The organism is Streptomyces sp. NPDC048416, from assembly GCF_043200435.1.
Taxonomy (GTDB): Bacteria; Actinomycetota; Actinomycetes; order Streptomycetales; family Streptomycetaceae; genus Streptomyces.
In genome coordinates this window covers 49002-70169 of sequence record NZ_JBICXU010000015.1, presented here as the reverse complement: position 1 = coordinate 70169, position 21168 = coordinate 49002, and the positions used below count along the sequence as shown (strand labels likewise).

Annotated in this window: 17 protein-coding genes; 10 read left to right on the top strand and 7 right to left on the bottom strand. The window is 69.6% G+C overall.

Going from position 1 to position 21168, the window contains the following annotated elements:
- Positions 1-137: 137 nt before the first annotated feature.
- The gene (locus ACGFW5_RS20265) at positions 138-1997 is read right to left on the bottom strand and encodes an NAD(P)/FAD-dependent oxidoreductase (RefSeq protein ID WP_393835641.1); all 1860 of its coding nucleotides are present in this window, start codon (positions 1995-1997) and stop codon (positions 138-140) included.
- Between the two features lie 269 nt (positions 1998-2266).
- Between ACGFW5_RS20265 and ACGFW5_RS20260 the strand changes: the two genes are divergently transcribed.
- Positions 2267-3229, top strand: coding sequence for a hypothetical protein (locus ACGFW5_RS20260; RefSeq protein ID WP_393835640.1), 963 nt, complete (start codon positions 2267-2269; stop codon positions 3227-3229).
- A gap of 85 nt (positions 3230-3314) precedes the next feature.
- Here the strand turns inward: ACGFW5_RS20260 and ACGFW5_RS20255 are convergent, their stop codons facing one another.
- A complete protein-coding gene (locus tag ACGFW5_RS20255; protein ID WP_393835639.1) occupies positions 3315-4943 on the bottom strand; it encodes an MFS transporter in 1629 nt (542 codons plus the stop codon).
- A gap of 112 nt (positions 4944-5055) precedes the next feature.
- Positions 5056-6396, bottom strand: coding sequence for a carotenoid oxygenase family protein (locus tag ACGFW5_RS20250; RefSeq protein WP_393835638.1), 1341 nt, complete (start codon positions 6394-6396; stop codon positions 5056-5058).
- Between the two features lie 96 nt (positions 6397-6492).
- Here ACGFW5_RS20250 and ACGFW5_RS20245 point away from each other — a divergent pair, with 96 nt between their 5' ends.
- Together ACGFW5_RS20245 and ACGFW5_RS20240 are read left to right on the top strand one after the other, a co-directional pair.
- Positions 6493-7107: a TetR/AcrR family transcriptional regulator gene (locus tag ACGFW5_RS20245; protein ID WP_393835637.1), complete on the top strand. Its 615-nt coding sequence runs from the start codon at positions 6493-6495 to the stop codon at positions 7105-7107.
- 170 nt (positions 7108-7277) lie between these two features.
- A complete protein-coding gene (locus ACGFW5_RS20240; RefSeq protein WP_393835636.1) occupies positions 7278-7751 on the top strand; it encodes a VOC family protein in 474 nt (157 codons plus the stop codon).
- Positions 7752-7939: 188 nt separating this feature from the next.
- Here ACGFW5_RS20240 and ACGFW5_RS20235 read toward each other — a convergent pair whose 3' ends face one another.
- Positions 7940-9097 (bottom strand): FAD-dependent monooxygenase, encoded by a 1158-nt coding sequence (locus ACGFW5_RS20235; RefSeq protein WP_393835635.1) that lies wholly within the window; start codon positions 9095-9097, stop codon positions 7940-7942.
- Between the two features lie 72 nt (positions 9098-9169).
- Between ACGFW5_RS20235 and ACGFW5_RS20230 the strand changes: the two genes are divergently transcribed.
- A complete protein-coding gene (locus ACGFW5_RS20230) occupies positions 9170-9727 on the top strand; it encodes a TetR/AcrR family transcriptional regulator (RefSeq protein WP_393835634.1) in 558 nt (185 codons plus the stop codon).
- Between the two features lie 18 nt (positions 9728-9745).
- Here ACGFW5_RS20230 and ACGFW5_RS20225 read toward each other — a convergent pair whose 3' ends face one another.
- Positions 9746-10042 (bottom strand): CbrC family protein, encoded by a 297-nt coding sequence (locus ACGFW5_RS20225; protein WP_393835633.1) that lies wholly within the window; start codon positions 10040-10042, stop codon positions 9746-9748.
- A 552-nt stretch (positions 10043-10594) separates the two neighbouring features.
- Between ACGFW5_RS20225 and ACGFW5_RS20220 the strand changes: the two genes are divergently transcribed.
- The 3 genes from ACGFW5_RS20220 to ACGFW5_RS20210 all read left to right on the top strand — a co-directional run bounded on the left by ACGFW5_RS20220 (position 10595) and on the right by ACGFW5_RS20210 (position 13858).
- Positions 10595-11407: a helix-turn-helix transcriptional regulator gene (locus ACGFW5_RS20220; RefSeq protein ID WP_393835632.1), complete on the top strand. Its 813-nt coding sequence runs from the start codon at positions 10595-10597 to the stop codon at positions 11405-11407.
- Positions 11408-11510: 103 nt separating this feature from the next.
- On the top strand, positions 11511-12494 hold the full coding sequence (locus ACGFW5_RS20215) for a DUF1702 family protein (RefSeq protein ID WP_393835631.1): 984 nt from the start codon (positions 11511-11513) through the stop codon (positions 12492-12494).
- 83 nt (positions 12495-12577) lie between these two features.
- The gene (locus ACGFW5_RS20210; RefSeq protein WP_393835630.1) at positions 12578-13858 is read left to right on the top strand and encodes a cytochrome P450; all 1281 of its coding nucleotides are present in this window, start codon (positions 12578-12580) and stop codon (positions 13856-13858) included.
- A gap of 60 nt (positions 13859-13918) precedes the next feature.
- Here ACGFW5_RS20210 and ACGFW5_RS20205 read toward each other — a convergent pair whose 3' ends face one another.
- Positions 13919-15463 (bottom strand): GMC family oxidoreductase, encoded by a 1545-nt coding sequence (locus ACGFW5_RS20205; protein ID WP_393835629.1) that lies wholly within the window; start codon positions 15461-15463, stop codon positions 13919-13921.
- Between the two features lie 250 nt (positions 15464-15713).
- Between ACGFW5_RS20205 and ACGFW5_RS20200 the strand changes: the two genes are divergently transcribed.
- The 3 genes from ACGFW5_RS20200 to asnB all read left to right on the top strand — a co-directional run bounded on the left by ACGFW5_RS20200 (position 15714) and on the right by asnB (position 20024).
- Positions 15714-16550, top strand: coding sequence for an SAM-dependent methyltransferase (locus tag ACGFW5_RS20200; RefSeq protein ID WP_393835628.1), 837 nt, complete (start codon positions 15714-15716; stop codon positions 16548-16550).
- 11 nt (positions 16551-16561) lie between these two features.
- Positions 16562-18112, top strand: a complete 1551-nt coding sequence (locus ACGFW5_RS20195; RefSeq protein ID WP_393835627.1) for a GMC family oxidoreductase — start codon at positions 16562-16564, stop codon at positions 18110-18112.
- A 76-nt stretch (positions 18113-18188) separates the two neighbouring features.
- Entirely contained in the window at positions 18189-20024 is a 1836-nt protein-coding gene (gene asnB / locus ACGFW5_RS20190) for an asparagine synthase (glutamine-hydrolyzing) (RefSeq protein ID WP_393835626.1), read from the top strand.
- A gap of 96 nt (positions 20025-20120) precedes the next feature.
- On the opposite strand, the gene ACGFW5_RS20185 is transcribed toward asnB, so the two are convergent.
- Entirely contained in the window at positions 20121-21038 is a 918-nt protein-coding gene (locus ACGFW5_RS20185) for an LLM class F420-dependent oxidoreductase (RefSeq protein WP_393835625.1), read from the bottom strand.
- Positions 21039-21168: the final 130 nt, after the last annotated feature.

Sequence of the window (21168 nt, the reverse complement as noted above, 5' to 3'; positions counted from 1 at the left end):
GAAACAACGGTCATGAAGGTGCGGGGCGTCTTCGGACGGGCTCAGGGACGCGTGGCCCGGGCCCCCTTGCGGCGGATGGCGCGGGGTGGGCCCGGGCGGGCCGGGCCGCACGCGGCGGCACGTCCGGGCGCTGCCGCTCAGCCCGTCGCGGTCGGCGAGGCCTCGGTCCTGGAGACTCCGATGTCGTCGCGTGCGGGCGGTTGTTGCGCGAGGGGCCCCGGCGCCGTGGACGGCGTCACGAGCTCGGGGTGCGCGGCGAGCGCCGGCGCGGTGTGCCGCCAGTCGCTGTTGCGCGCGAAGAGGACGTCGCGCAGGGCGGAGTAGCTGCGCCGCCAGGCGTCTCGGGTCTCGTCGAGCACGAAGGCCGCACCGTCGCGTGCGTACGTCGTGAGCGGGAAGACGCAGTTGTCCCGGTACAGCGGGTCGCCGTGCATCCGGTACCACAGGACGTGGCGGGCGCCGGGGAGCAGGGTGAACGTCGCCGTCGCGGTCTTCCCGGGGTCGCCGAAGCCCATGTAGGACGGCAGGAAGTCGATCGCCCGGAACCGCTCGAAGATGCGCCGGCTCGCCTCTTCGTAGGTGATGTCGCCGGCGAGCGCGGCGTCCATGCAGGCGCGTGAGGCCTGGGCCATCTCCACGACGCCCGGCAGGTGGCTGCCGAGCACTCCCATGCGGCTCGGCTCGGTCGTCTTCTCCAGGTGGGAGCGGTCCTTCGTCTTGTGGTAGCGCATCAGCAGGGACAGCGGGCCGAACGTGCCCAGGAGGCTGCCCATCACCCAGTTGCGGTTCCAGGCGTTCCAGGTGTCGTAGTGGGCGAACGAGTCGAAGGACCCGGACACGACCGTGTCGTAGTGGTCGAAGCCGCGGTTGACCACGTCCTCCATGGGCTTGAACCGTTCGGTCGCGTAGTCGTTCTCCGCGACGGCCTTGAGCAGCGATTCGGCGATCATGTCGACCGCCGCGATGAGCACCGACATGCCGCTGGAGTAGAGGGGGTCGATGAAGGCGGCCGCGTGGGGGAGCTGGATGAGCCGGGGTGCGATCAGATGGGGCGAGGAGTACTGGATGCGGCCCGACCGGACCCATGGGCGTGCGGGGCGCGCGTCGGCGAAGTGCCGGGCCATCGTCGGGTAGTTGGAGACGATCCGGCGGAACTCCTCCTCGGGCGTGCCGTGCGGCACCGGGTGTTTGCGCCGGTCGAGCATCAGGCCCACGCTGGTCAGCGGATTCGTCGCGTCACGGTGGTTGCTGAAGGGGATGACCCACATCCAGCCGCCGTCGAAGACATGGTGCATGGTGGACTGGCCGAGCGGTGAGATCAGCTCGCGCCGGTCCTTGGGGTCGAGCAGCAGGTCAGTGGACTTGACGCCCATCATGTGGGTGAAGATGGCGCGGGTGTCGGTGCGGAAGCGCGGCACCTCGTCGCGCATGCCGAGCTGGTCGGAGACCATCGACCGCATGCCCGAGGCGTCGATGAGGAGCTTGGCGCGGTACGTCTCGCCGGAGGTCGCCCGGAGCGTGACCTCGTCCTCCCCGAAGTCGATGTCGTCGATGCGCGTCTGGGAGTGGAACGTCGCTCCGTACCTGACCGAGAGCGCGGCGAGGTAGGCATCGGTGTCCTGGCGGAACAGATGCGAGTCGGGGCCGACGGGCGGTGTCAGCGTCCCGAACTGATTGATCTCCTCGGGCCGGTTCTCCTCGCCGGCCCGGTGGTACATGAAACCGAACGAGCGCTTCACTCCGCAATTGCTGCTCACATGCCTGCGCAACTTGTGGAACGTGCCGATCCATCCGATCTCGGGGACGCCGTATTTGTCGGCGACGATTCGCATGCGCAGGCCGGTCTCGGGAATCAGTGATTCGCCGATGGTGAACCGGGGGTGACTCGCTCCTTCGAGGAGGAGTGTCGAAACTCCGTGCCGGGCGAGGATGCACGCGAGCATCGAGCCGCCGATTCCCGATCCGAGAATTGCCACTTCATATCGCTGAGTGCTCATGGAAGTTCCCCATAATCGCGGTCGTCCGTGGATGAGTATCCGTGACAGCGCCTGCTCGCCGCCTCCAGGATGACTGCCGGACCTGCGTCGGGGCTTCTCTCCTCTTGCCTCACCATGGTCGCCCGCATCGAGAAGCGCAATCCTGAAGATGCCGATCTACGTAAAGTCGATGGAGGGCAGGATCGAAGAAGCGGAATGGGTGAAGGGGGCCGAGACTCACGGCTGACGACCGTGCCGTGCGGCCGCATCACCCTCCCAGGAGGATATCCATGACCAACGCCGTCGCCGAGAAACCGGCGGTTTCCCGGCCCGGGACATCCCTGTTCGTCAGCGGGCTATTTCCACGGCGCCGGACCCTTGTGGTCGCTGTCGGGTGCGTGCTCGGATTCCTGCTGGCGTATGCCTGGTCGCCGCAACTGGCCGATGACCAGATCGGTTTCAATACCGCGGACGCCATGCTGGGGCACGACGCACTCGCGACCCCCATCGCCGGCGTCGCCTCGGGCGTGCTCTTCGCCTTCGTCTCGGGTCTGGCCGGGTCCTTCACCGCGTGCAACGTGATGGTGCTGGGCGCGGTGGGTCCCCTGGTCGGTGAATCCGCGTTGTCGCGGCGGGAGTCACTGGTCCGCATCGCGCGGCCGATCGGCTGGCTCGCGGTCGGCATGCTGCCGCTCTCGGCCCTCTACGGCGCGCTGGTCGGAATCTTCGGCACGCACATGCCGCAGTTCTCCACCGCCCACTCCCCCGGTCTCTCGCCCCGGATCCTCCAGGCGATGATCGACTTCGGCGTCATCGGTCTCGTCATGATCGTGCTCGGGCTCGCGGCCGCGGGCATCGTGCCGGACCCACTCGCCGCGGTCTCCCGGCGCTTCCGCAACGCGCCGCTGATCCTCATGGGCATGCTTATCGGCGCCTTCCTGATCGGGCGGCCCTACCCGCTGTTCGGCCAGATGTTCCGCAGCGCCGCACAGCACCACAACCCGCTGTACGGGGCGGCCGCGTTCGCCCTTCAGTCGCTGGGGAACATCGTCGTGATGTCGCTGATCGTCGTGGTGATCTCGCTCGTCCTGCGGGGGCGTTCCGGGCGCTGGCTCGCGGCGGAACCGGCCAGGGTCAGTGCCCTGACGGCTTCGGGTTTCCTGATCGCCGGTGTGTTCGCGGTCGTGTACTGGGATGTGCGGTTGCTGCACCTGCTGGGCTACATGTGGTTCCCGACCGCACCCTGGCACTGAGGATCCGTACGCATGGGGCACGCGCGACGGCCCGGCGCCTGGTGGCGCCGGGCCGTCGCGTTGGCCACGTACCGTACGAGAGGCCTCAGGCGGCGTCCGCGGTGGCCATCAACTCGCCGCTGATCTCCTCCAGTTTGCGTCGCCTGGTCTCGGGGCCGATCCATACGAACAGGACGGCCGCCAGGAGCAGCGGCACGGCGCCGATGACCGCGGTCACCGCGATCGAGGGAATGGTCGTGGCGGCGACGACGATCGCGATGATCAGCACCCCGCCCAGTTTGGTCATGCCGGCCGCGAGGCCCGAACCCTGCGAGCGCAGCATCGTGGGGTAGATCTCGGCGGCGTACGCGGAGACGACCGCCGCCACCGAACTGACGGCGGACAGCGGCACGACGAGCAGCAGCGAGAGCACGAGGTGGTGGTGGACGAGTGAGTCGCCGGCCACCGCGAAGCCGCCCAGCGCGAGCGCCGACGCCACCGAGAGCGTGACGATGGTTCTGCGGCTCCCCCACCATCCGTACGCCACGGCCACCAGAACGGTGAAGGGGAGCCCGAGCAGCGCCGCGTTGCGCACGACGTAGTCCGACTTCACCGCCGAGAACCCGAGGTGCTGCAAGTTGGTCGGCACCCAGAGCTGGAAGCCGTAGGTGACCAGGCCCGTGCCGAGGGCGAGGACCGTGATCGCGAGGGTGGGGCCGGCGAACGGGCGCCGCAGGAGTTGGCGGCCGCTGCCGCGGGCCGGCGCTTCGGTGTCCTGGGTGCCGGGGTCGATCTCCCGTACCTCGGCGCCGTACCGGGCCATGATCGCGCCGGCTTCCTCTTCCCGGCCTCGGGCGATCAGATAGCGGGGCGATTCCGGGATCCAGTGGTTCAGCGCGATGAAGAGCAGCCCGGTGGGCAGGCCGATGAGCCAGAGGATGCGCCAGCTGTAGGTCGGGGTCAGCCACCCGGCAAGCCAGCTCGTGGCCACGTACGCTCCGGCGATGTCGCCGCCGATGAGGACCATCAGCCAGCCGCGGTGCCGGGCGGGGATGGTCTCGGCCATCAGCGCGAACGCGATCGGCAGCATGCCGCCGACGCCGAGCCCCATCAGGAAGCACATGAGCAGGTTCCAGAGGAATCCGGGCATCGCGCCGCAGATGGAGGTGGTGATGAAGAGGATTCCGGCGAGCAGGATCGAGGAGCGCCGCCCGATGCGGTCACCGAGCCAGCCCCAGATCCACGAGCCGACGACGGTTCCGCTGATGCCGACGAGCGGGAGCCAGGAGACGGGGATGTGCCCGTGCGGGTTGGCCGGGGATTTGAGGCCGTACTCCTGGGCGACGCCGGGCGCGACGAAGGACAGCGTCGCGGGCTTCATGACGTCGATCGTGATGGCGATGGCGAGGACGACGAGCAGGGCGATGTGCTGGCCCTTGATGGGGGCGTCGTCGATGGCGGTGACGCGGATGCGCCGCGCGGACTTCTTGATCTCGCTTCCGCGCGCGGGCAGCACACCGTAGAACGCCGAGGCCACTCCGACCAGGATGAGCGCCATCCCTGTGATCATGGCGGCGTCCGGCTGCATCCCGGACATGGAGTAGTGCATGTCGCGCGCGCCGAAGTACATCGGCAGGTGCAGCGCGACGCCCGCGGTCGACGCGAGCACGCCGAACCAGAACGCTGCCGGATGCTCGAACTCCCCCCGGGCACGGCCGATTACCTTCAACCCCACGGGCATTCCTCTCGTCCGGTCGGACACTCCAGACGAGACTAGGGACCGGGGCGGCGCGCGCCTTCTTCCAAATTGACCCGATCGTGTACTGCTGTCGAGGGTGCGGTGACGGTCAGCCCGCGATCCACGTCGCGTGCAGGCCGTGCGGCACGCGCACCGGGAGCCGCACGACGGCGGCCGGCTCCCCTGTGAAGTCGGCGGTGTCCAGAACCACCAGCTCGCTGCGGTCGTCGGCCGCGTCGTAGACGAGGCTCAGGAGCCAGCCGTCCGCCTCTGCGGCGTCGTGGCCGCGCGGCACGAAGACCGCCTCGCCGCTCTCGCGTCCGGGGCCGAACTCGTGGATGTCGGTGCGGCCCAGGGCCAGGTCGTGGCGGAGGAGGCTCGGGCCTGCGAGGTGGCCTCCGCTTCCGCAGGCAGACATGGCGACCGCGAAGCCGTACCGGTTGTACGCCTGCTTGTAGCGGTCGTCGATCCTCGGGAACTCCTCCGCGTAGTCCTCCAGTTGCTTCTCGACGACGGTGCCGGCGCGCGGGTCGATCGTCCACCGCCACAGGGTGGGGGCCGTCTCGCCCGGCCGCAGTGGCTCGCGGTCGAAGACCCGCGGGTGGCGGACGAGATGGATGACGATCCGGTTCGCGCTTTCGTAGGCGTTGAGCGGATGGAAGACGTAGCAGGGATCCACATCCATCCAGAGCACGTCGGGTGTCGTGGCCTCGCGCGGCAGCACGCCGATCCTCGACCCGTGATCCGATCGCCACCTGTACGGGATGCGCGAGCCGCCGGCCGCCGCTGCCGGGTCGTAGGCGACCGGCAGGTCGTAGAAGACCGCGTAGCGTTCGGTCAGCGAGAAGGCGTGCATCATCGGGGGGCTCTTCACCGCGATCGGCAGCGATCGGCGCACCCTGCCGTCCGCGCCGATGGCCAAGTACAGGACGTACGGCGGCTCGTGGTAGTGGGCGACCGCGAACATCTCCCCGGTGAGCGGGTCTGTCTCCGGGTGGGCGGAGAATCCGGAGACGAGGGTGCCGTCGAAGTCGACGCGGGCCGCGGTGGCCAGGTCGGTGCCGATCTGGACCGGCAGCACTCCGCCGTCGCCGAGCGCGAGGATGCGGCCCGCATGCTGGACGAGGTTGCCCCCGGCGTCGTCGGACAGGCCGTGCCGGGGTCCGGGCGTGGGCAGTTCTCCCAGCTGGGCGCAGACCCGGTCCGTCCGCAGCCACCTGTTGCGGTACCACTGCGCGCGCCCGTCCTGAAGGCGGATGGCGTGCACCATGGGCGCGCCCTCGAACGCGTGGCGGCGCGGGTCGGGAGGGCCCAGCGGGTTGGGCCCGATGCGGGTGAAGGTGCCGTTCAGCTCGGGCGGCAGCTGTCCCACCACCTCCGGCTGGTGCACGGTGACTTCGCGGGAGACCGGTCGGTAGTTCCCGGCCTGCGTATTCGGTGCGCCGCCCATCCCGCCTCCGTCACATACCAGCGTTACGTAACATTGTTATGTTCGGGTTCCTGTGCGACCATGTCAAGGGTGAGCCCTCGAAAAGCCGACCCTGAAGTGAGCGCGAATCTCATCCTGACCGCGGCACGCATCCTCCAGGAGGAGGGCCCGAGCGCCCTGTCCACCCGCCGGCTCGCCGCCGCCGTGGGCACGTCCACCACCTCGGTGTACACGCATTTCGGTGGTATGGACGACCTGGTCAAAGCAGTGGTCCAGGAGGGTTTCCGGCGCCTGAACGACCGGATGACCCAGGTCGCTGAGACCGATGACCCTGTTGCCGACGTCGCGGCGCTCGGATGCGCGTACCGGGCCAACGCGATGGAGCATCAGTACCTGTACTCGGTGATGTTCGGCGGGGCGAGCCTCGGCGGTTTCGCGCTCTCCGACGACGAACGGCAGCACGGCCGCTACACGTTGGAGACGTTGGTGGGCGCCGTCATCCGCTGCATGCGGGCGGGACGGTTCCGCACGGACGATCCGGCGCGCGTGGCCCATCAGATGTGGATCGGCGTCCACGGCCTCGTCACGTTGGAGCTGGGCGGCTATCTCATCGAGCCGTACGACGCCGACACCTGCTTCCGGACGTTGGTGTGCGGCATGTTGGTGGGCGCGGGCGACGACGGCGGCAGAGCGGCGACGGCGATGGACACCGCCCTGTCGCGCCAGAAGTAGCGGGCACCGCGGTGGAACTCGCGGCGCATCGAGGTGAGTTGGCGCGACCGGCGAGCGTGGCCCATCCGCCGCCCGATCGGCCCGGAGCGCGGGAGGGAGCGGAAGAGTCACGTGCTCCGGTTCTCCGTAAAGCTCTGGGCCTCGGGGACGACGTGCTCGATCATGGGGACATGACTGCCTTCTACCATGTGTGCTTCGTGGTCCCGGACATCGAGCAGGCGATGCGGGACCTTTGGCGTGCGGCCGGAGTCGAGTGGAGTGATCCTGCGTCCGACCGGCTGGGCGGGTGGGACTACCGCATCGCCTTCACCGCGGGCGGGCCGCCTTTCATCGAGCTCATCGAGGGACCATCAGGCAGCCCATGGGACGCGTCCGCGGGAGCCAGGTTCGATCACATCGGCTTCTGGACCACCGATGTGCGGCGCGGTTCTCGGCGCCTGGAAGAACAGGGCCTGCCCGTCGACTTCTCCGGCTGCCCCTATGGCCGGCCGTTCGCCTACCACCAGGTGGACAGCATCGGCGCCCGGATCGAACTCGTCGACATCGGCAGGCAGGTGGGATTCCTGAACGCGTGGCATCCGGACGGGAAGCCGATGGCCGCCATCGACGAGGCATCCGCGAGTGCGTCCGGCCCGCCGAGGTGACAGCGCGCGAGCTCTGCGGCGCGCCACTCTGCGAGAGCGGGGGCAGGTGGGCTCGGCCGTCGCCCCCGCATCTGGCGGCCGGACGACTTCGCGGGTACGACGCCTTGCCCGACGGGCCCCATCAGGCGGCCCCGGGACTCGACTTGGCTCAGCGGGTGTCCTGCGGTGGCAGGCGGGCGCGAACCGGATCAGTGCAGCGACGGCGGGGACCACGCATGGTGGCGCAGGATCATGCGGGTGGCGACCCGGGACGGTGTCAGTCGCATCGCCGTGTCGCGCAGGGCGACGGCCAGCGGGTGGGACAGCTGCTGTCCCATTCTTCCGGCCTGCCGCGCAGCCCGCGCGACGGCTTGGCTGCGCGGTCGGCGCTCGGCGTCGTAGCGGGCCAGGGCGGCCTCGACGGTGGACTCGGCGCCGAGGGCGGCGGCCAGAGTAACCGCGTCCTCCAATGCCTGGCAGGCGCCTTGCCCGAGGTTGGGCGTCATCGCGTGGGCCGCGTCGCCGAGCAGGACGATCCGACCGGCAGCGTACGAGGGGAGCGGGGTACGGAGCTCGTTCACATCGTGCTGCAGCACGGCCTCCGGCCGAGTCGCGTCGAGCAGCGCGGGGATCGGGTCGTGCCAGGTGTGGAACCGCCGACGGAGTTCGGTCAGTGGGTCGGCGAACCGCGTTCCCACGGGCAGACCGAGGACGGCGTGCCACTCGGCCTTTCCGTCCAGGAAGGCAATGTGCCCGAACTCCGCGCCCCGTCCCCAGGTCAACTCGAAGTCGGTACGCAGATCGACCGCATGCTCTGTGATCGCGCGCAGCACGGTCGAGCCGCTGTGGACCGGGCCAGGGTGGTCCGGGAAGAGGTGGCCGCGGATCGTGCTGCCGATGCCGTCGGCCGCCACGACCAGGTCGGCCTCCAGGGCCGAGGCACCGTAGCCGACGTGAACCGTCCCCGCGCCGGCCTCTTCGACCGTGGCCGCCTCGGAGCCCATGAGCAGTGATCCGGCAGGCAGCGCCTCGCGCAGCAGTCGGTGCAGGGTGGAACGGCGGATGCCCATGATCGGGGCACCCACCGCCTTTTCCAGAGCCGAGCCGTCCATCCGGGCCAGCCAGGCGCCCCAGGGCGTCCGGGTGCCGCCGCTGTACTGGCCTCGCGACGCGGCACGAACCGCCCCGCCGACACCGAGTTCGTCCAGCGCCCGCAGCCCGTTGGCCGCCAGCGAGATACCGGCCCCCATGTCCGCGAGCGCGGACGCGCGTTCGAGGACCGTCACGTCCCATCCGATGCGGCGCAGACCGATCGCGGCGGCGAGCCCGCCGATGCCCCCTCCGACCACCACTGCCGTGTTCCCCATGCCGAAGCCCCCCTCTTTCTACAGCTGTAGAAGCCAGCCTATCCCGAACCTCTACGGGTGTAGAAAGGGGCCATGGCTACGGACCGACGCACCCTCCTGGCGGACTCCGCTCTCGACGTCCTTGTCGACGACGGAATGCGCGGTCTGACCCACCGCGCGGTCGACCGGAAGTCCGCCTTGCCCCCAGGGACCACCTCGGCCTACTTCCGCACCCGTGCCGCACTGCTGAGTGGACTCGTGAACCGCCTGGTCGAGCTCGATCAGGCCGAACTCCAGGCGACGGCCGAGGCGTTCCCGGCGCTGCGCACGGCCGAGGAGCTGGTGGACGGCATGGTGTTGCTCGCCCGTCAGCGACTTACCGGCGCGGGTCGCCGGCGTTCGCTGGCCCGACTCTCCTGCACCGTGGAGAGCGTGCGCGACCCGGAGTTGCGCGCGATCCTGGTGCCCCGCGAGAACGCGGGCCGCGAGGCCGTCCGGCAGTTTCTCGCCGTGCAGGGCGTCAAGGACGTCGAGAGCCGGACGGACACGCTGCTGACCTGCATCGACGGGCTGATCTTCGACGCCCTGGTACACGGCACCGAGGTGCGGCGCGATGCCCTTGACGGCTTGGTCATCGCCGCACTGCGCTAGAACCGGCTGCCCAGGGGCTCAGTTCGCGAAATCCGTATACGCGAGATGGGCAGCGCAGCGCCGGCACCGGAAGAGATACGCGCTCGACTCGCTCTCCGCAGCCAGGGAGTTGAGGACGTGCTGGACCTGGGCCGCCGACTGGCCCCAGCCACCGCCTCCTGACGGAGCATCCCCAACGGCTCGGGGTGAACCGCGAGTTCGGCAGTTCCGCAACGGCCGACATGAGCCACCGGCCCGCACCGCTGAAGACGAATTCCCGCGCCGGGACGCCTCGGGGGACCCCAGATCGTCACCATCCGTGACTGGTCGAGCCATACGAGCACGGGAGCGGAATCACCGATTCTGTTGCGCGGCCGACTGCGTTTTCAGCGTGATCGAATTGTTTCGTTGACCCCCTCGCGCCCGCACGCGTGCGCGAGTAAGTGATCACCGCAGGCCGCCAGGAGACCGCCGCAGGAACAGCCGACGCACAGATTCGGAATTTACACATCGCTTTGCCCTTTACGGTGGTCGAATTGGTTGGCGGCCGCGTACTCACCCTTCGTGATTCATTGACGCGGGCCGACGGAAGCCCGCGTGAAGCCCGCCGCGTCGCCGATGCGATCCCGTATTTCGGAGAGACGCCGAGATCAGTCGGCCAAGGCGCCGACTCGGCCCGGACCGGCGGGCGATCAGCAGGCACACCGGACACCCTGGCCCGTTTGTTCCCACGCACCCCATGGAAACTGACAGATGCAAATCCGATACAGGCAACTTCAAAGAAGTGCGGGAGATGGGAGCATGCGCATCATCGAACCGCATCTCAGCGGCTGGTGAAGCGAATCGGCAGCCGATCATGGGCTGGCCGCATCTGACGACGGGGGTCCTGTGGAGGTATCGAAGCTCGCGGTGGAGCGCGCCATAACGACGATGTGGGATCACTACAGTGAGCCATTGTCCTTAGACGAGATTGCGGACACCGCAGTACTGAGCAAGTTCTACTTCTCGCGGGTCTTCCGCAACGTCACTGGCACATCGCCCGGTCGTTTCCTGACCGCGATCCGCCTGTACAGCGCGAAGAACCTGCTGCTGGAGACGTCGCTGAGCGTCACCGACATCGCCTATCAGGTGGGCTACAACAGTCTGGGAACGTTCACGACCCGGTTCACCCGGAGCGTCGGCGCCTCGCCGACCCGGTTCCGGTCGCTGTCCCAGAGCGGTCTGCCGCCGCTGCCGCGCTTCGACCGAGGCACCGGTCGCGGCACCGGCACGGTGCACGGCACGGTGGTCCTGCCACCGAGCAGCACGCCGCTGCGCGTCTACGTCGGCGCGTTCGGCAGCCCCATCGTCGAAGGGATGCCGGTCTCCTGCGACATCCTGGAGTGCACCGCCGAAGCCTGCCGTGTCCTGGAGTACCGGCTGAGCGCGGTACCTGTCGGCGAATGGTACGTACGCGCCGCCGCGGTCGCGGTCCGTTGGGCCGACGTGGATCCGCGGCCCTGGGCGCGCCATCCCCTCTTACTGGGCGCAGGCAAGCCCGTCGTGATGCGCGCCGACCACGACGTTGAGCTCCGCATCCCCATGCGCACCGTGGACCGGACCGATCTGCCGATCTTGCTGGCCCTGCCGGAACTGGACAACCGGCTCCTTCCCGAGCCGACGCGAGCTCCGCTACGGACCCCGCAGCTCGCCTCGCTTTGACCTGACGATGCGTCAGCATCGAGAGCAGGCGTGTCGGCCGGCAGGCAGGCACGCCCCGCCTCGGATCTTCGAACAGCAGGAGGTCCGCCGAGAGGAGACAGGCATGACCAGTGGTTGGCGAGCACTCAGGCGCCGCGTTCTGACGCCGAGCACGTCACAGGCGAACCTTTCCGTGCGCGGTTTCCATGTGAAGAGCGCTGCCGCGCGGGAGCTGTTGGAGACGGTGGGCGAGACCTTCCTCGCCGGGTACGCCTACGCGGCCGAAGCCCGTGTGCCGCAGGACGCCGAAGAACGTCTTGAGTCGGTGCCGTGGCAGTTCCGCGGTTTCGCCTACGAGGGCGCCGGCATGGGCTTCGCGATACGCGACGGCCTTCCGTTCGGCGGCCGCCACGTGAGCCGGTTCCTCGAAGGCAGGGCCAAGGACCACATCTACATGGTCTACGTCGGGATGGGCTGGGCCATGGCCCGGCTGCCGCGCATGCGGTGGGCGAAGGCCTCCGCCGCCGCTGCCGATCCGCTGCTGCGCTGGCTCGTCCTGGACGGCTACGGGTTCCACCAGGCCTACTTCCACACCGAGCAGTACGTACACCGGCAGTACCAGGAGCCGAACTTCCCCTGGCCGGCCGACGGACCCGCGTCGTACGCGAGCCGGGTGATCGACCAGGGCATCGGGCGAGCGATCTGGTTCGTCGCCGGAGCCGACCCGGAGCGGGCCGCCGATCTCATCGAGGCGTTCGACACGTCCCGGCGCGCCGATCTGTACAGCGGCGCCGGTCTGGCCACCACGTACGCGGGCGCCGCCGACCAGCAGGAACTGGGGACGTTTATGCGGCGCGCCGGAAACCACCTGCCGCAGGTCGCACAAGGCGCGGTCTTTGCCGCGACGGCCCGGTTCCAGACCGGGCTCGTGACGGAACACACCACGCTGGCAACCCAGTTGCTCTGCGGCATCACTCCCGCTCAGGCCGCCGACCTCGCCGACAAGAGCCGCACCGAGCCCCTGGACGGCTCCGGCGTTCCCCCCTACGAGCTCTGGCGGCAACGCATCTCCTCGGGGCTCGACGAACTCCGACGGGCCATTCCGTGACCACCACGCGTTCTCCGGCCGGCCGGCAACGCCGCCGGATGCCGGGCCCGTCGCGTGTCTTCACCCTTCCCGTCCTCGCCAGGATGGTGCGAAGCCGTCTCGACGTCATGGTCTGGGCCGCGGCCGCATACGGCGACGCCGTCCGGCTGCCGCTCGGTCCCAAGACGCTCCACTTCTTCAACCACCCCGACCACGCCAGACACATCCTGGCGGACAACGCCGAGAACTACACCAAGGGCCTCGGCATGATCCACGCCCGGCGCGCCCTCGGAGACGGCCTGCTCACCAGCGACGGCGAGGTGTGGCGCAGACAACGCAAGGTGATCCAGCCGGTCTTCCAGCCGAAACGGATCGCCCGGCAGCTCGGCGCCGTCTGTGACGAGGCCGAGCAACTGGCCGCCCGCCTGCGCTCGTTGGCGGGCAAGGGCCCGGTGGACATGCGCGCCGAGATGACCGCGTTCACGCTGGGCGTCCTCGGGCGCACACTGGTCGACGCCGACCTCGGTACGTTCGCATCGCTCGGTGACTCCTTCGAAGCCGTCCAGGACCAGGCGATGTTCGACGCCATCACCCTCGGTGCGGTTCCGCTGTGGCTTCCGCTGCCCCTGCAAACACGCTTTCGGCGGGCCCGGCGGGACCTTCAGCGCATCGTCGACCAACTGGCCGCCGATCGCGCCGCCGGTCCGGCCGGCGACGACATCGTCTCGCGGCTCATCGAGTCGGTCCGCCACGGAGGCGACCAGCGCGCGGGACGGGTCCGCATGCGCGACGAGCTGGTGACCTTGCTGCTCGCCGGCCACGAGACCACCGCCAGCACCTTGAGCTGGGCCTTCCATCTGCTCGACGCGCACCCCGAGGTGTGGCGACGGCTGCACGACGAGGCCGTGAAGGTGTTCGGGCGCGGTCCGCTGACCATCGAGAGCCTGCATGAACTCACGTACACGACACAGGTTCTGAACGAGGTCATCCGCCTCTATCCCCCGGTCTGGCTGCTGCCGCGCATCGCCCGCGCGCAGGACGAGATCGGCGGATTTCCCGTCGCCGGCGGCGCCGACGTGCTGCTCTGCCCCTATCTGCTGCACCGGCACCCGGCGTTCTGGACGGCGCCCGAGCGCTTCGATCCGGAGCGGTTCGCCCCTGGCGCGGCGGCGGGAAGAAACCGTTACGCGTACATCCCGTTCGGTGCGGGGCCCCGGTTCTGCGTCGGCAACAGCCTCGGCATGATGGAGGCCACCGTCGTTCTCGCCACGGTCGCACGCGAGCTGCGGCTGACGAAGGTGCCCGGGTACGAGGTGACCGGCGAGGCGATGCTGACGCTGCGCATCCGCGGCGGCCTGCCGATGACGGTACGTCAGATGACCTGACGTCCTCGCGCGCACACGAAACCGGCCGGGGTGCTCCCCCGGCCGGTTTCGTGTGTTCGGCTACGCGCGCAACCAGTCGGCGGTGCGCTCACCGATCATGATCGACGTGAGGTTCGTGTTGGCCCGCACCGTGTTGGGCATCACCGAGGCGTCGCAGACGTACAGGGAGTCGAGCCCGTGCACCGAACACCGCTCGTCGACGACCGTCGAGGGATCGTCCGCCGGTCCCATGCGTACGGTTCCGACCGGGTGATAGGCGCTGTCGAGGCTGGTCTTGACGTACTGGCGGATCATGTCGTCGTTGTCGATCACCGCGTCCCTCAGGACGACGAAGCCCTGCCCGAGGCTGCGGATGCCGGGGTGGTTGGCCAGGCGCCAGCTGGTGCGTACGCCTTCCACCAGCAGGTCGAGCTCCCGGCCGCCGTCCGAGAGGAAGTTCAGCTCGATCCGTGGCGGCGCCAGCGGATCCGTCGAGGTCAGCGCGAGCCTGCCGCGGGAGCGCGGCCGCTGCGACACGACCATGACCCCGAGGATCATCTGCGTTCCCGAGAGCATCTGCAGCTCCGGGAAGTGCGTCAGGTCGAAGTGGTTCACCATGTAGTACTGGAGGTCGTTCGTCTCGTCGGAGCCGGACGCCGTGGTGCGAAGGATCTCCTGCAGAAACGGGAGCGACGGATCGCAGGCGCCGGGGCGCGGCGCCAGGAACGCGCCGGTGCGCTGGTGGTCGACGAGGTTCGCGCCGACACCGGGCAGGTCGGCACGGCTGTCGATGCCCAGCCCCCGCAGCTCGGTGGCGGGGCCGATGCCGGACCGCAGGAGGATCGTCGGCGACGCCACGGCGCCCGCGGCCAGGATCACCCGCCGGGCACTGATCGTCTCGTAGCCGCCGCCGGCCTCGGACGCCGTCACCCCGACGGCGCGATCGCCGTCGAACACGATCCGGTCGACGACGGTGCGGGCCCGGATGTCCAGGTTGGGACGCTCGCGTGCCGGTGTCAGGTAGGCCATCGCGGTGGTGACCCGGTGCAGGCCGTCGCGCCGGTTCGAGGGGATCGGGCCGACGCCGGTCGCCTCGGGATGGTTGTGGTCCTTGGCCTCGGGGAAGCCGGCGTCGAGACAGGCCTCGACGAAGGCCAGCTGTCCTGGCACCAGCTCCTCGGGGCGCCAGCGGCGGATCGGGTACGGGCCTTTCTGGCCGTGGTACTCGCCGCCGAAGTCCAGGTCGTCCTCAAGGCGCCGGAAGTAGGGCAGCACCTCCTGCCAGGACCATGACGGGTTTCCGGCGCGCGCCCACTCGTCGTAGTCACCGGGAAGTCCGCGCAGCGCGACCGTGGCGCCGACGGCCGACGAACCGCCGGTCACCTTGCCCCGCGGGAAGCGGATCCTGCGGCCCTCGTGGATGTCCGCCTTGAACTGCCAGTCGTGGTCGTGGAAGGACATCGCGTTGCCGGTACGGATGTCGTCCGGTGTTGCGTGCGGCATCAGGTAGTCGGGGCCGGCTTCGAGCAGGAGCACACGGCGCGACGCGTCCTCACTCAGTCGCGCGGCGAGCACGGCGCCGGCCGAACCAGCGCCGACGACGATGTCATCGTATTGCGGCGTCATACATCACCCTCGCTGACATGGGCTGCGGGAAGCGCGACGCGTAGCGGGCACACGTCGCCGGGGAGACGGCAGAGTTCCGGGTTCCCCTCGTCAAGCGTCGCTTTCGAGGGATGCCGGGGACTACTCCGGCGTTGCCCGGCGCCTTCCGCATGCGGGGCACGGAGTGAGAAGCCGCAGCCACCTCCGCACGGTCACGCTGGTGTCGTGAAGGCCGCGAGCCAGGGTGCCGCGGCGCGAAGGAGGCTGGAGCATGTCGGAGAATTCATCGGCGCCGCGCCATGAGGAGGCGCCGGTCGGGGTGAACGCCCTGATCCCCAACACGGCGCGGATCATGGACTATCTGCTCGGGGGGACCGCCAACTTCGCGTCCGACCGGGCCGTCGGCGACACCGCGTTCGTCAACTGGCCGGGTGAGCCCGGCGGTGCCGAGGGGGTGCGCGTCGACCTGCACGCGGCCCGCGACGCCCTGGGGCGCATCGTCGGACATCTGGCCGGCGACTGCGGGATACGGCAGTTCCTCGACCTGGCCAGCGGGCTGCCCACCATGGGCAACACGCACGAGGCCGCGCGCAGGGCCGCGCCCGGCTGCCGCGTCGTCTATGTCGACAACGAGCCCAGTGTCGCCGCACACGGGCAGGCCCTGCTTGCCGGCGACCCCGACACCGTCTTCCTCGACGGGGACTTCCGCGATCCGCAGGACATCCTGGACAGGGCCGCGAAGGTACTGGACTTCTCCCAGCCCGTCGGGTTCATCCTGTTCGGCGTGCTCCACTTCGTCGAGGACGCCGACGGGCCCGGACGGATCCCCGCCGATCTGCTCGCCGCCGTACCCTCCGGCAGCTGTCTGGCGCTCTCCCACTTCGCGAAGGACGACACCGATGTGGCGCTGAACGCGATGCTCACGGAGATGGACAAGCAGACGGGCGATTCCGTGGTGCGCCGCACCCGTTCCGAGGTCGAGCGGTTCTTCGACGGCATGGACGTGATGCCGCCCGGGGTGGTGCGGACCGAGCTGTGGCGGCCACCGCAGGGCACCCCGGGACCCGAGCCGCTGCCCATGTGGTGCGGCGTGGCCCGCAAGCGGTGAGGGCGGCGCGCATGTCGGCATCGGTGATCTACGACGACATCATCGTGGGGGCCGGCAGCGCCGGAGCGGTGCTGGCCGCCCGCCTCAGCGAGGACCCCGCCCGGCGGGTGCTGCTGATCGAGGCGGGGCGCCACTACGCCACCCCGGCCACGACTCCGGACGACCTGCTCGACGCCAACGCGATGTCGCTCGTGAAGCACAGCTGGGGCTTCACCACCCAGCTCACTCGCGATCGCCGGGTGATGTTCCCGCTCGGGAAGGTCACCGGTGGCTCATCGGCCGTGGGCAACACGGTCGTGATCAGAGGGACACCCCAGGACTACGACGAGTGGGCCGACAGCGGCAGCCCGCTGTGGGGCTGGAAGCATGTGCTCCCGGTCTTCCGCGGACTTGAGGACGACCTGGACTTCGGCGACCGTGACGTCCACGGCCGTGGCGGGCCGGTGCCCGTCAGACGCTGGCGCCCCGAGGAACTGACGGATGTTCAGCAGGCGTTCCTCGACGTCTGTCTGGCCGCAGGACACCCCTGGGCCGAGGACCACAACGACCCCGCCTCGACCGGCGTCGGCCCGATCCCGTCCAACCGGCGCGACCCCAGGACGCGCGTCTCGACGGCGACGTCGTACCTGTGGCCTGCCTCCGGGCGGAACAACCTCTCGATCCTGGCCCGCGCCCTCGTCGACCGCGTCGTGTTCGAGGGCGAGCGCGCGACGGGCGTCGTGCTGTCCGTGGACGGCGGTCCGTGGGAGACCGTCAAGGCGCGGCGGGTGATCCTTTCGGCCGGAGCCGTGGCTTCGCCTGCGATCCTGCTCCGCTCGGGGATCGGGCCCGGCGAAGACCTGCGCGGGCTCGGTCTGCCGGTCCGTGCGGACCTGTCCGGCGTGGGCGCCGGGCTGACCGACCAGCCGCGCATCGGGGTGTTCATGACGCCCAAGCCCGGCTATGAGAACGAGGGCAAGTCGACCGGGCAGATCGTCACCCGCACCACCGACAGCCGGTTCAACGACCAGTACTACGCGATGGTCAACCGCTTCGACCTCACGCTCCACTTCCCCGAACTGCGCCGGGTCGCCGGCGCAAGGGCCGTGTTCGGGGTCATGGTCGTACTGCGCCGCCAGCACTCGCGCGGCCGCGTCACGCTGGCCGCGTCCGATCCGTTCGCCGCGCCCCGCGTCGACCTGGGCTATCTCTCCGACGAGCGCGACTACGGTCTGCTCGCGGACGCGGTCAGGGGCTGCTGGGAGCTGGCGAGCTCGCCGAAGATCTTCGACAAGGGCGAGCAGCTGGTCGCGCTCGACGAACGCGTCATGGGTGACGACGAGGCGCTGCGCGACTACATCGAGAGGGCGGTCGACAGCGCCTACAACCCCGTGGGGACCGTGCGCATGGGCCCGGCCGACGACTCGGGCGCGGTCGTGGATCAGCGCTGCGCGGTGTACGGGGCCGAGAACCTTCATGTCGTGGACGCGTCCGTCATGCCCAGCATGGTGTGCGCCAACACGCATCTGACCGTCGTCATGATCGCCGAACGCGCGGCGGCGCTGCTGCGTGACTCCGGGTGACCCGCCGCGGAGCGCCCCCCTTTGACGTGCACCGACGTGCACTGACGACCACCTTTGACGACCGCAGGAGGCAGACATGTGCGGCATCACCGGCTGGGTCTCGTTCGGCCGCGACCTGACGCGCGAACGGGAGGCACTGGACGCGATGACCCGGACGATGGCGTGCCGGGGTCCTGACGCCGACGGCGCGTGGATCGACCGGCACGCCGCACTCGGCCATCGCAGGCTGGCCGTGATCGACCTGGTGGGCGGGGCGCAGCCGATGACCGTGCGCACCGGACAGGGTGAGGTGACGCTCGTCTACAGCGGCGAGGTCTACAACTTCGTCGAGCTGCGCGAGGAGCTGGTCCGGGCGGGCGAGCGTTTCACGACGTCGAGCGACACCGAGGTCGTCCTGCGCGGGTACCTGCGCTGGGGAGCGGAACTGGCCGACCGTCTCAACGGCATGTACGCGTTCGCCATCTGGGACGCGCGGGAGCGCAGGCTCGTGATGATCCGCGACCGGGTGGGCATCAAGCCGCTCTACTACTACCGCACCCCGGACGGCGTGCTGTTCGGCTCGGAGCAGAAGGCCATTCTGGCCAATCCGCTGGCCGAGCGCGTGGTCGACGCCGACGGGCTGCGCGAGGCACTGTCGTACGCCTTCACGCCGGGGCACGCGATCTGGGCGGGCATACAGCAGGTCGAGCCCGGCACGATCGTCACCGTGGACGAGGCCGGCGTGCGCGAGCGCACCTACTGGCGTCTGCGGACCGCTCCGCACACCGACGACGTGGACACCTCGGTCGGACGGGTCCGCGAGCTTTTGGACGACATCGTGCGACGGCAGCTCGTCGCGGATGTGCCGCGCTGTCTGCTGCTGTCCGGCGGGCTGGACTCCGGCACTCTCACCGCGCTGGCCGCCGCCCACCTCGCCGGCGAACGCGTGCCGACCTTCGCGGTGGACTTCACGGGCCAGGCGGAGAACTTCGTACCGGACGATCTGCGTGATGCTCCCGACACCCCGTTCATCCACGATGTCGCCGAGCACGTCGGCGCGGACCACACCGACATCGTGCTCGACCCCAGGACGCTGGCCGACCCCGACGTCCGCAGGGCCGCCCTGGTGGCGCGGGACGCCCCGCTGGGAGTCGGCGACATGGACTTCTCGCTGTATCTGCTCTTCAAGGCGATCCGCGAGAAGTCGACCGTCGCCCTCTCGGGAGAGGCGGCCGACGAGCTGTTCGGCGGGTACCGGCACATGCATGTGCCCGCGATCCAGCGTGCGCGGGCGTTCCCGTGGATCGCGGTCAGCGTGGGCCCCTTCGACAAGGACGCCACCGGACTGAATCCGCAGCTGGTGGCCGAGCTGAAACTGGAGGAGTACCGGCTGGAGAGGTATGACAGCGCCGTCGGGGAGGTCGAGCGCCTCGGGTCCGAGGATGACGTCGAGTACCGCATGCGCGTCATGATCTATCTGCATCTGACCCGCTTCATGCGGTACATGCTCGACCGCAAGGACCGTATGAGCATGGCGGTCGGCCTTGAGGTGCGCGTGCCGTTCTGCGACCACCGGCTCGTCGAGTACGTCTACAACGCGCCCTGGTCGTTGAAGACCTATGACGGCAGGGAGAAGAGCCTGCTGCGCGGGGCTGCCAAGGACATGCTTCCGGCGTCGGTCGCGTGGCGGCCCAAGAGCCCGTATCCCTCGACCCAGGACCCGTATTACAGCCGGGAATTGCAGCAGCAGGGCAAGGACCTGCTGACGCGCCGGGGTCATGAACTCTTCGAGTTGGTCGACCGCGGCTGGCTCAAAGCCGCGACGGAGCGTGACGCCGCCGGGATGGACCGGCTGACGCGGCTGGGCCTGGAGCGGACCCTCGATCTGGCCGTGTGGCTGGACGTCTACCACCCGGTCCTCAGGCTCCCCTGACGCCGGACGGCGCCCGCACCGGGTGGCGAAGCTGATGCTTCGCACCGGTGCGGGTGCCGGACACGTGTGTGGGGGGGCAGGCCGCTGCGAGAGACGTCAGCCCAAGGACGCGATGAGCTCCAGACTGCGTGCGTTCTCCTGGTCGGTTCCGAACAGGGTCGCCATGCATTCGGTGGCACCCGCTTCGGCATACCGCCGCAGTTCGCGTTCCACGGTCGCCTCGTCGCCGACGAGTGCGACGTCGACCGCCGTGGCGACGCCTTCGCGGTCGAGCATGGCCCGGTAGCTCGGTTCCCCGCCGGTGCCCACGGCCGTGTAGATGTTCCCCAGCAGCTCACGCCGTGCTGTCGGTTCTTCGGTCACGCACACGGCCAGCCCCGCCACGACGCGTGGCGCCGGCCGTCCGGCCCGGCTCGCGGCACGGGTGATCGTCGGCACCACGTGGTCGGCGATCGTGCGCGGCCCGGTGAACTGGGTGACGGTGCCGTCCGTCCGCTCGCCCGCGAGCCGCAGCATCGCGGGGCCGAGCGCGGCCAGCAGCAACGACGGCGGTGTCGCCCCTGACACATCGACGGCGCCGACCGCCGTCAGTGTCTCGCCGCGGTAGTCGACGGCTTCTTGGCGCAGGAGCGGCGCCAGAGCCCTCAGGTATTCCCGCACGTGGCGTACCGGCCGGTCGTAGGAGTACCCGTAGGCCCCCTCGATGGTGGCTCGGTGGCTCGGACCGATGCCCAACGTCAGCCGGCCGCCCGTCGCTCCCTGCACGGTGAGGGCTTGCCCGGCCAGTGCCAGGGGGTGTCTGGGGTAGGTGGGTACGACGGCGGTGCCGAGCTGGATGCGGGGTACTTCGCGACCGGCGACGGCCAGCGTGGTCAGTGCGTCGTTGCCGAAGACCTGGGGCAGCCATGCCGTACCGATGCCGGCCCGCGCCGCGGTCCTGATGTGCTCGATGACACCGTCGAGTGTTGATCCGTGCGTGATGACGAGCACGCCACCGCGCATGTCAGAGCTCATGATCACCTCGTGTGCTCAAGCGCCGGCCGTCCACGCCTTTGTCGTGGCGTGTCGCCCGCCGAGGAGGCATGGCCGGTGGCAACGCCTGTTCTGACGAGGCGGTCGGGCGCGGGTGTGAGGTCTCCGGGCG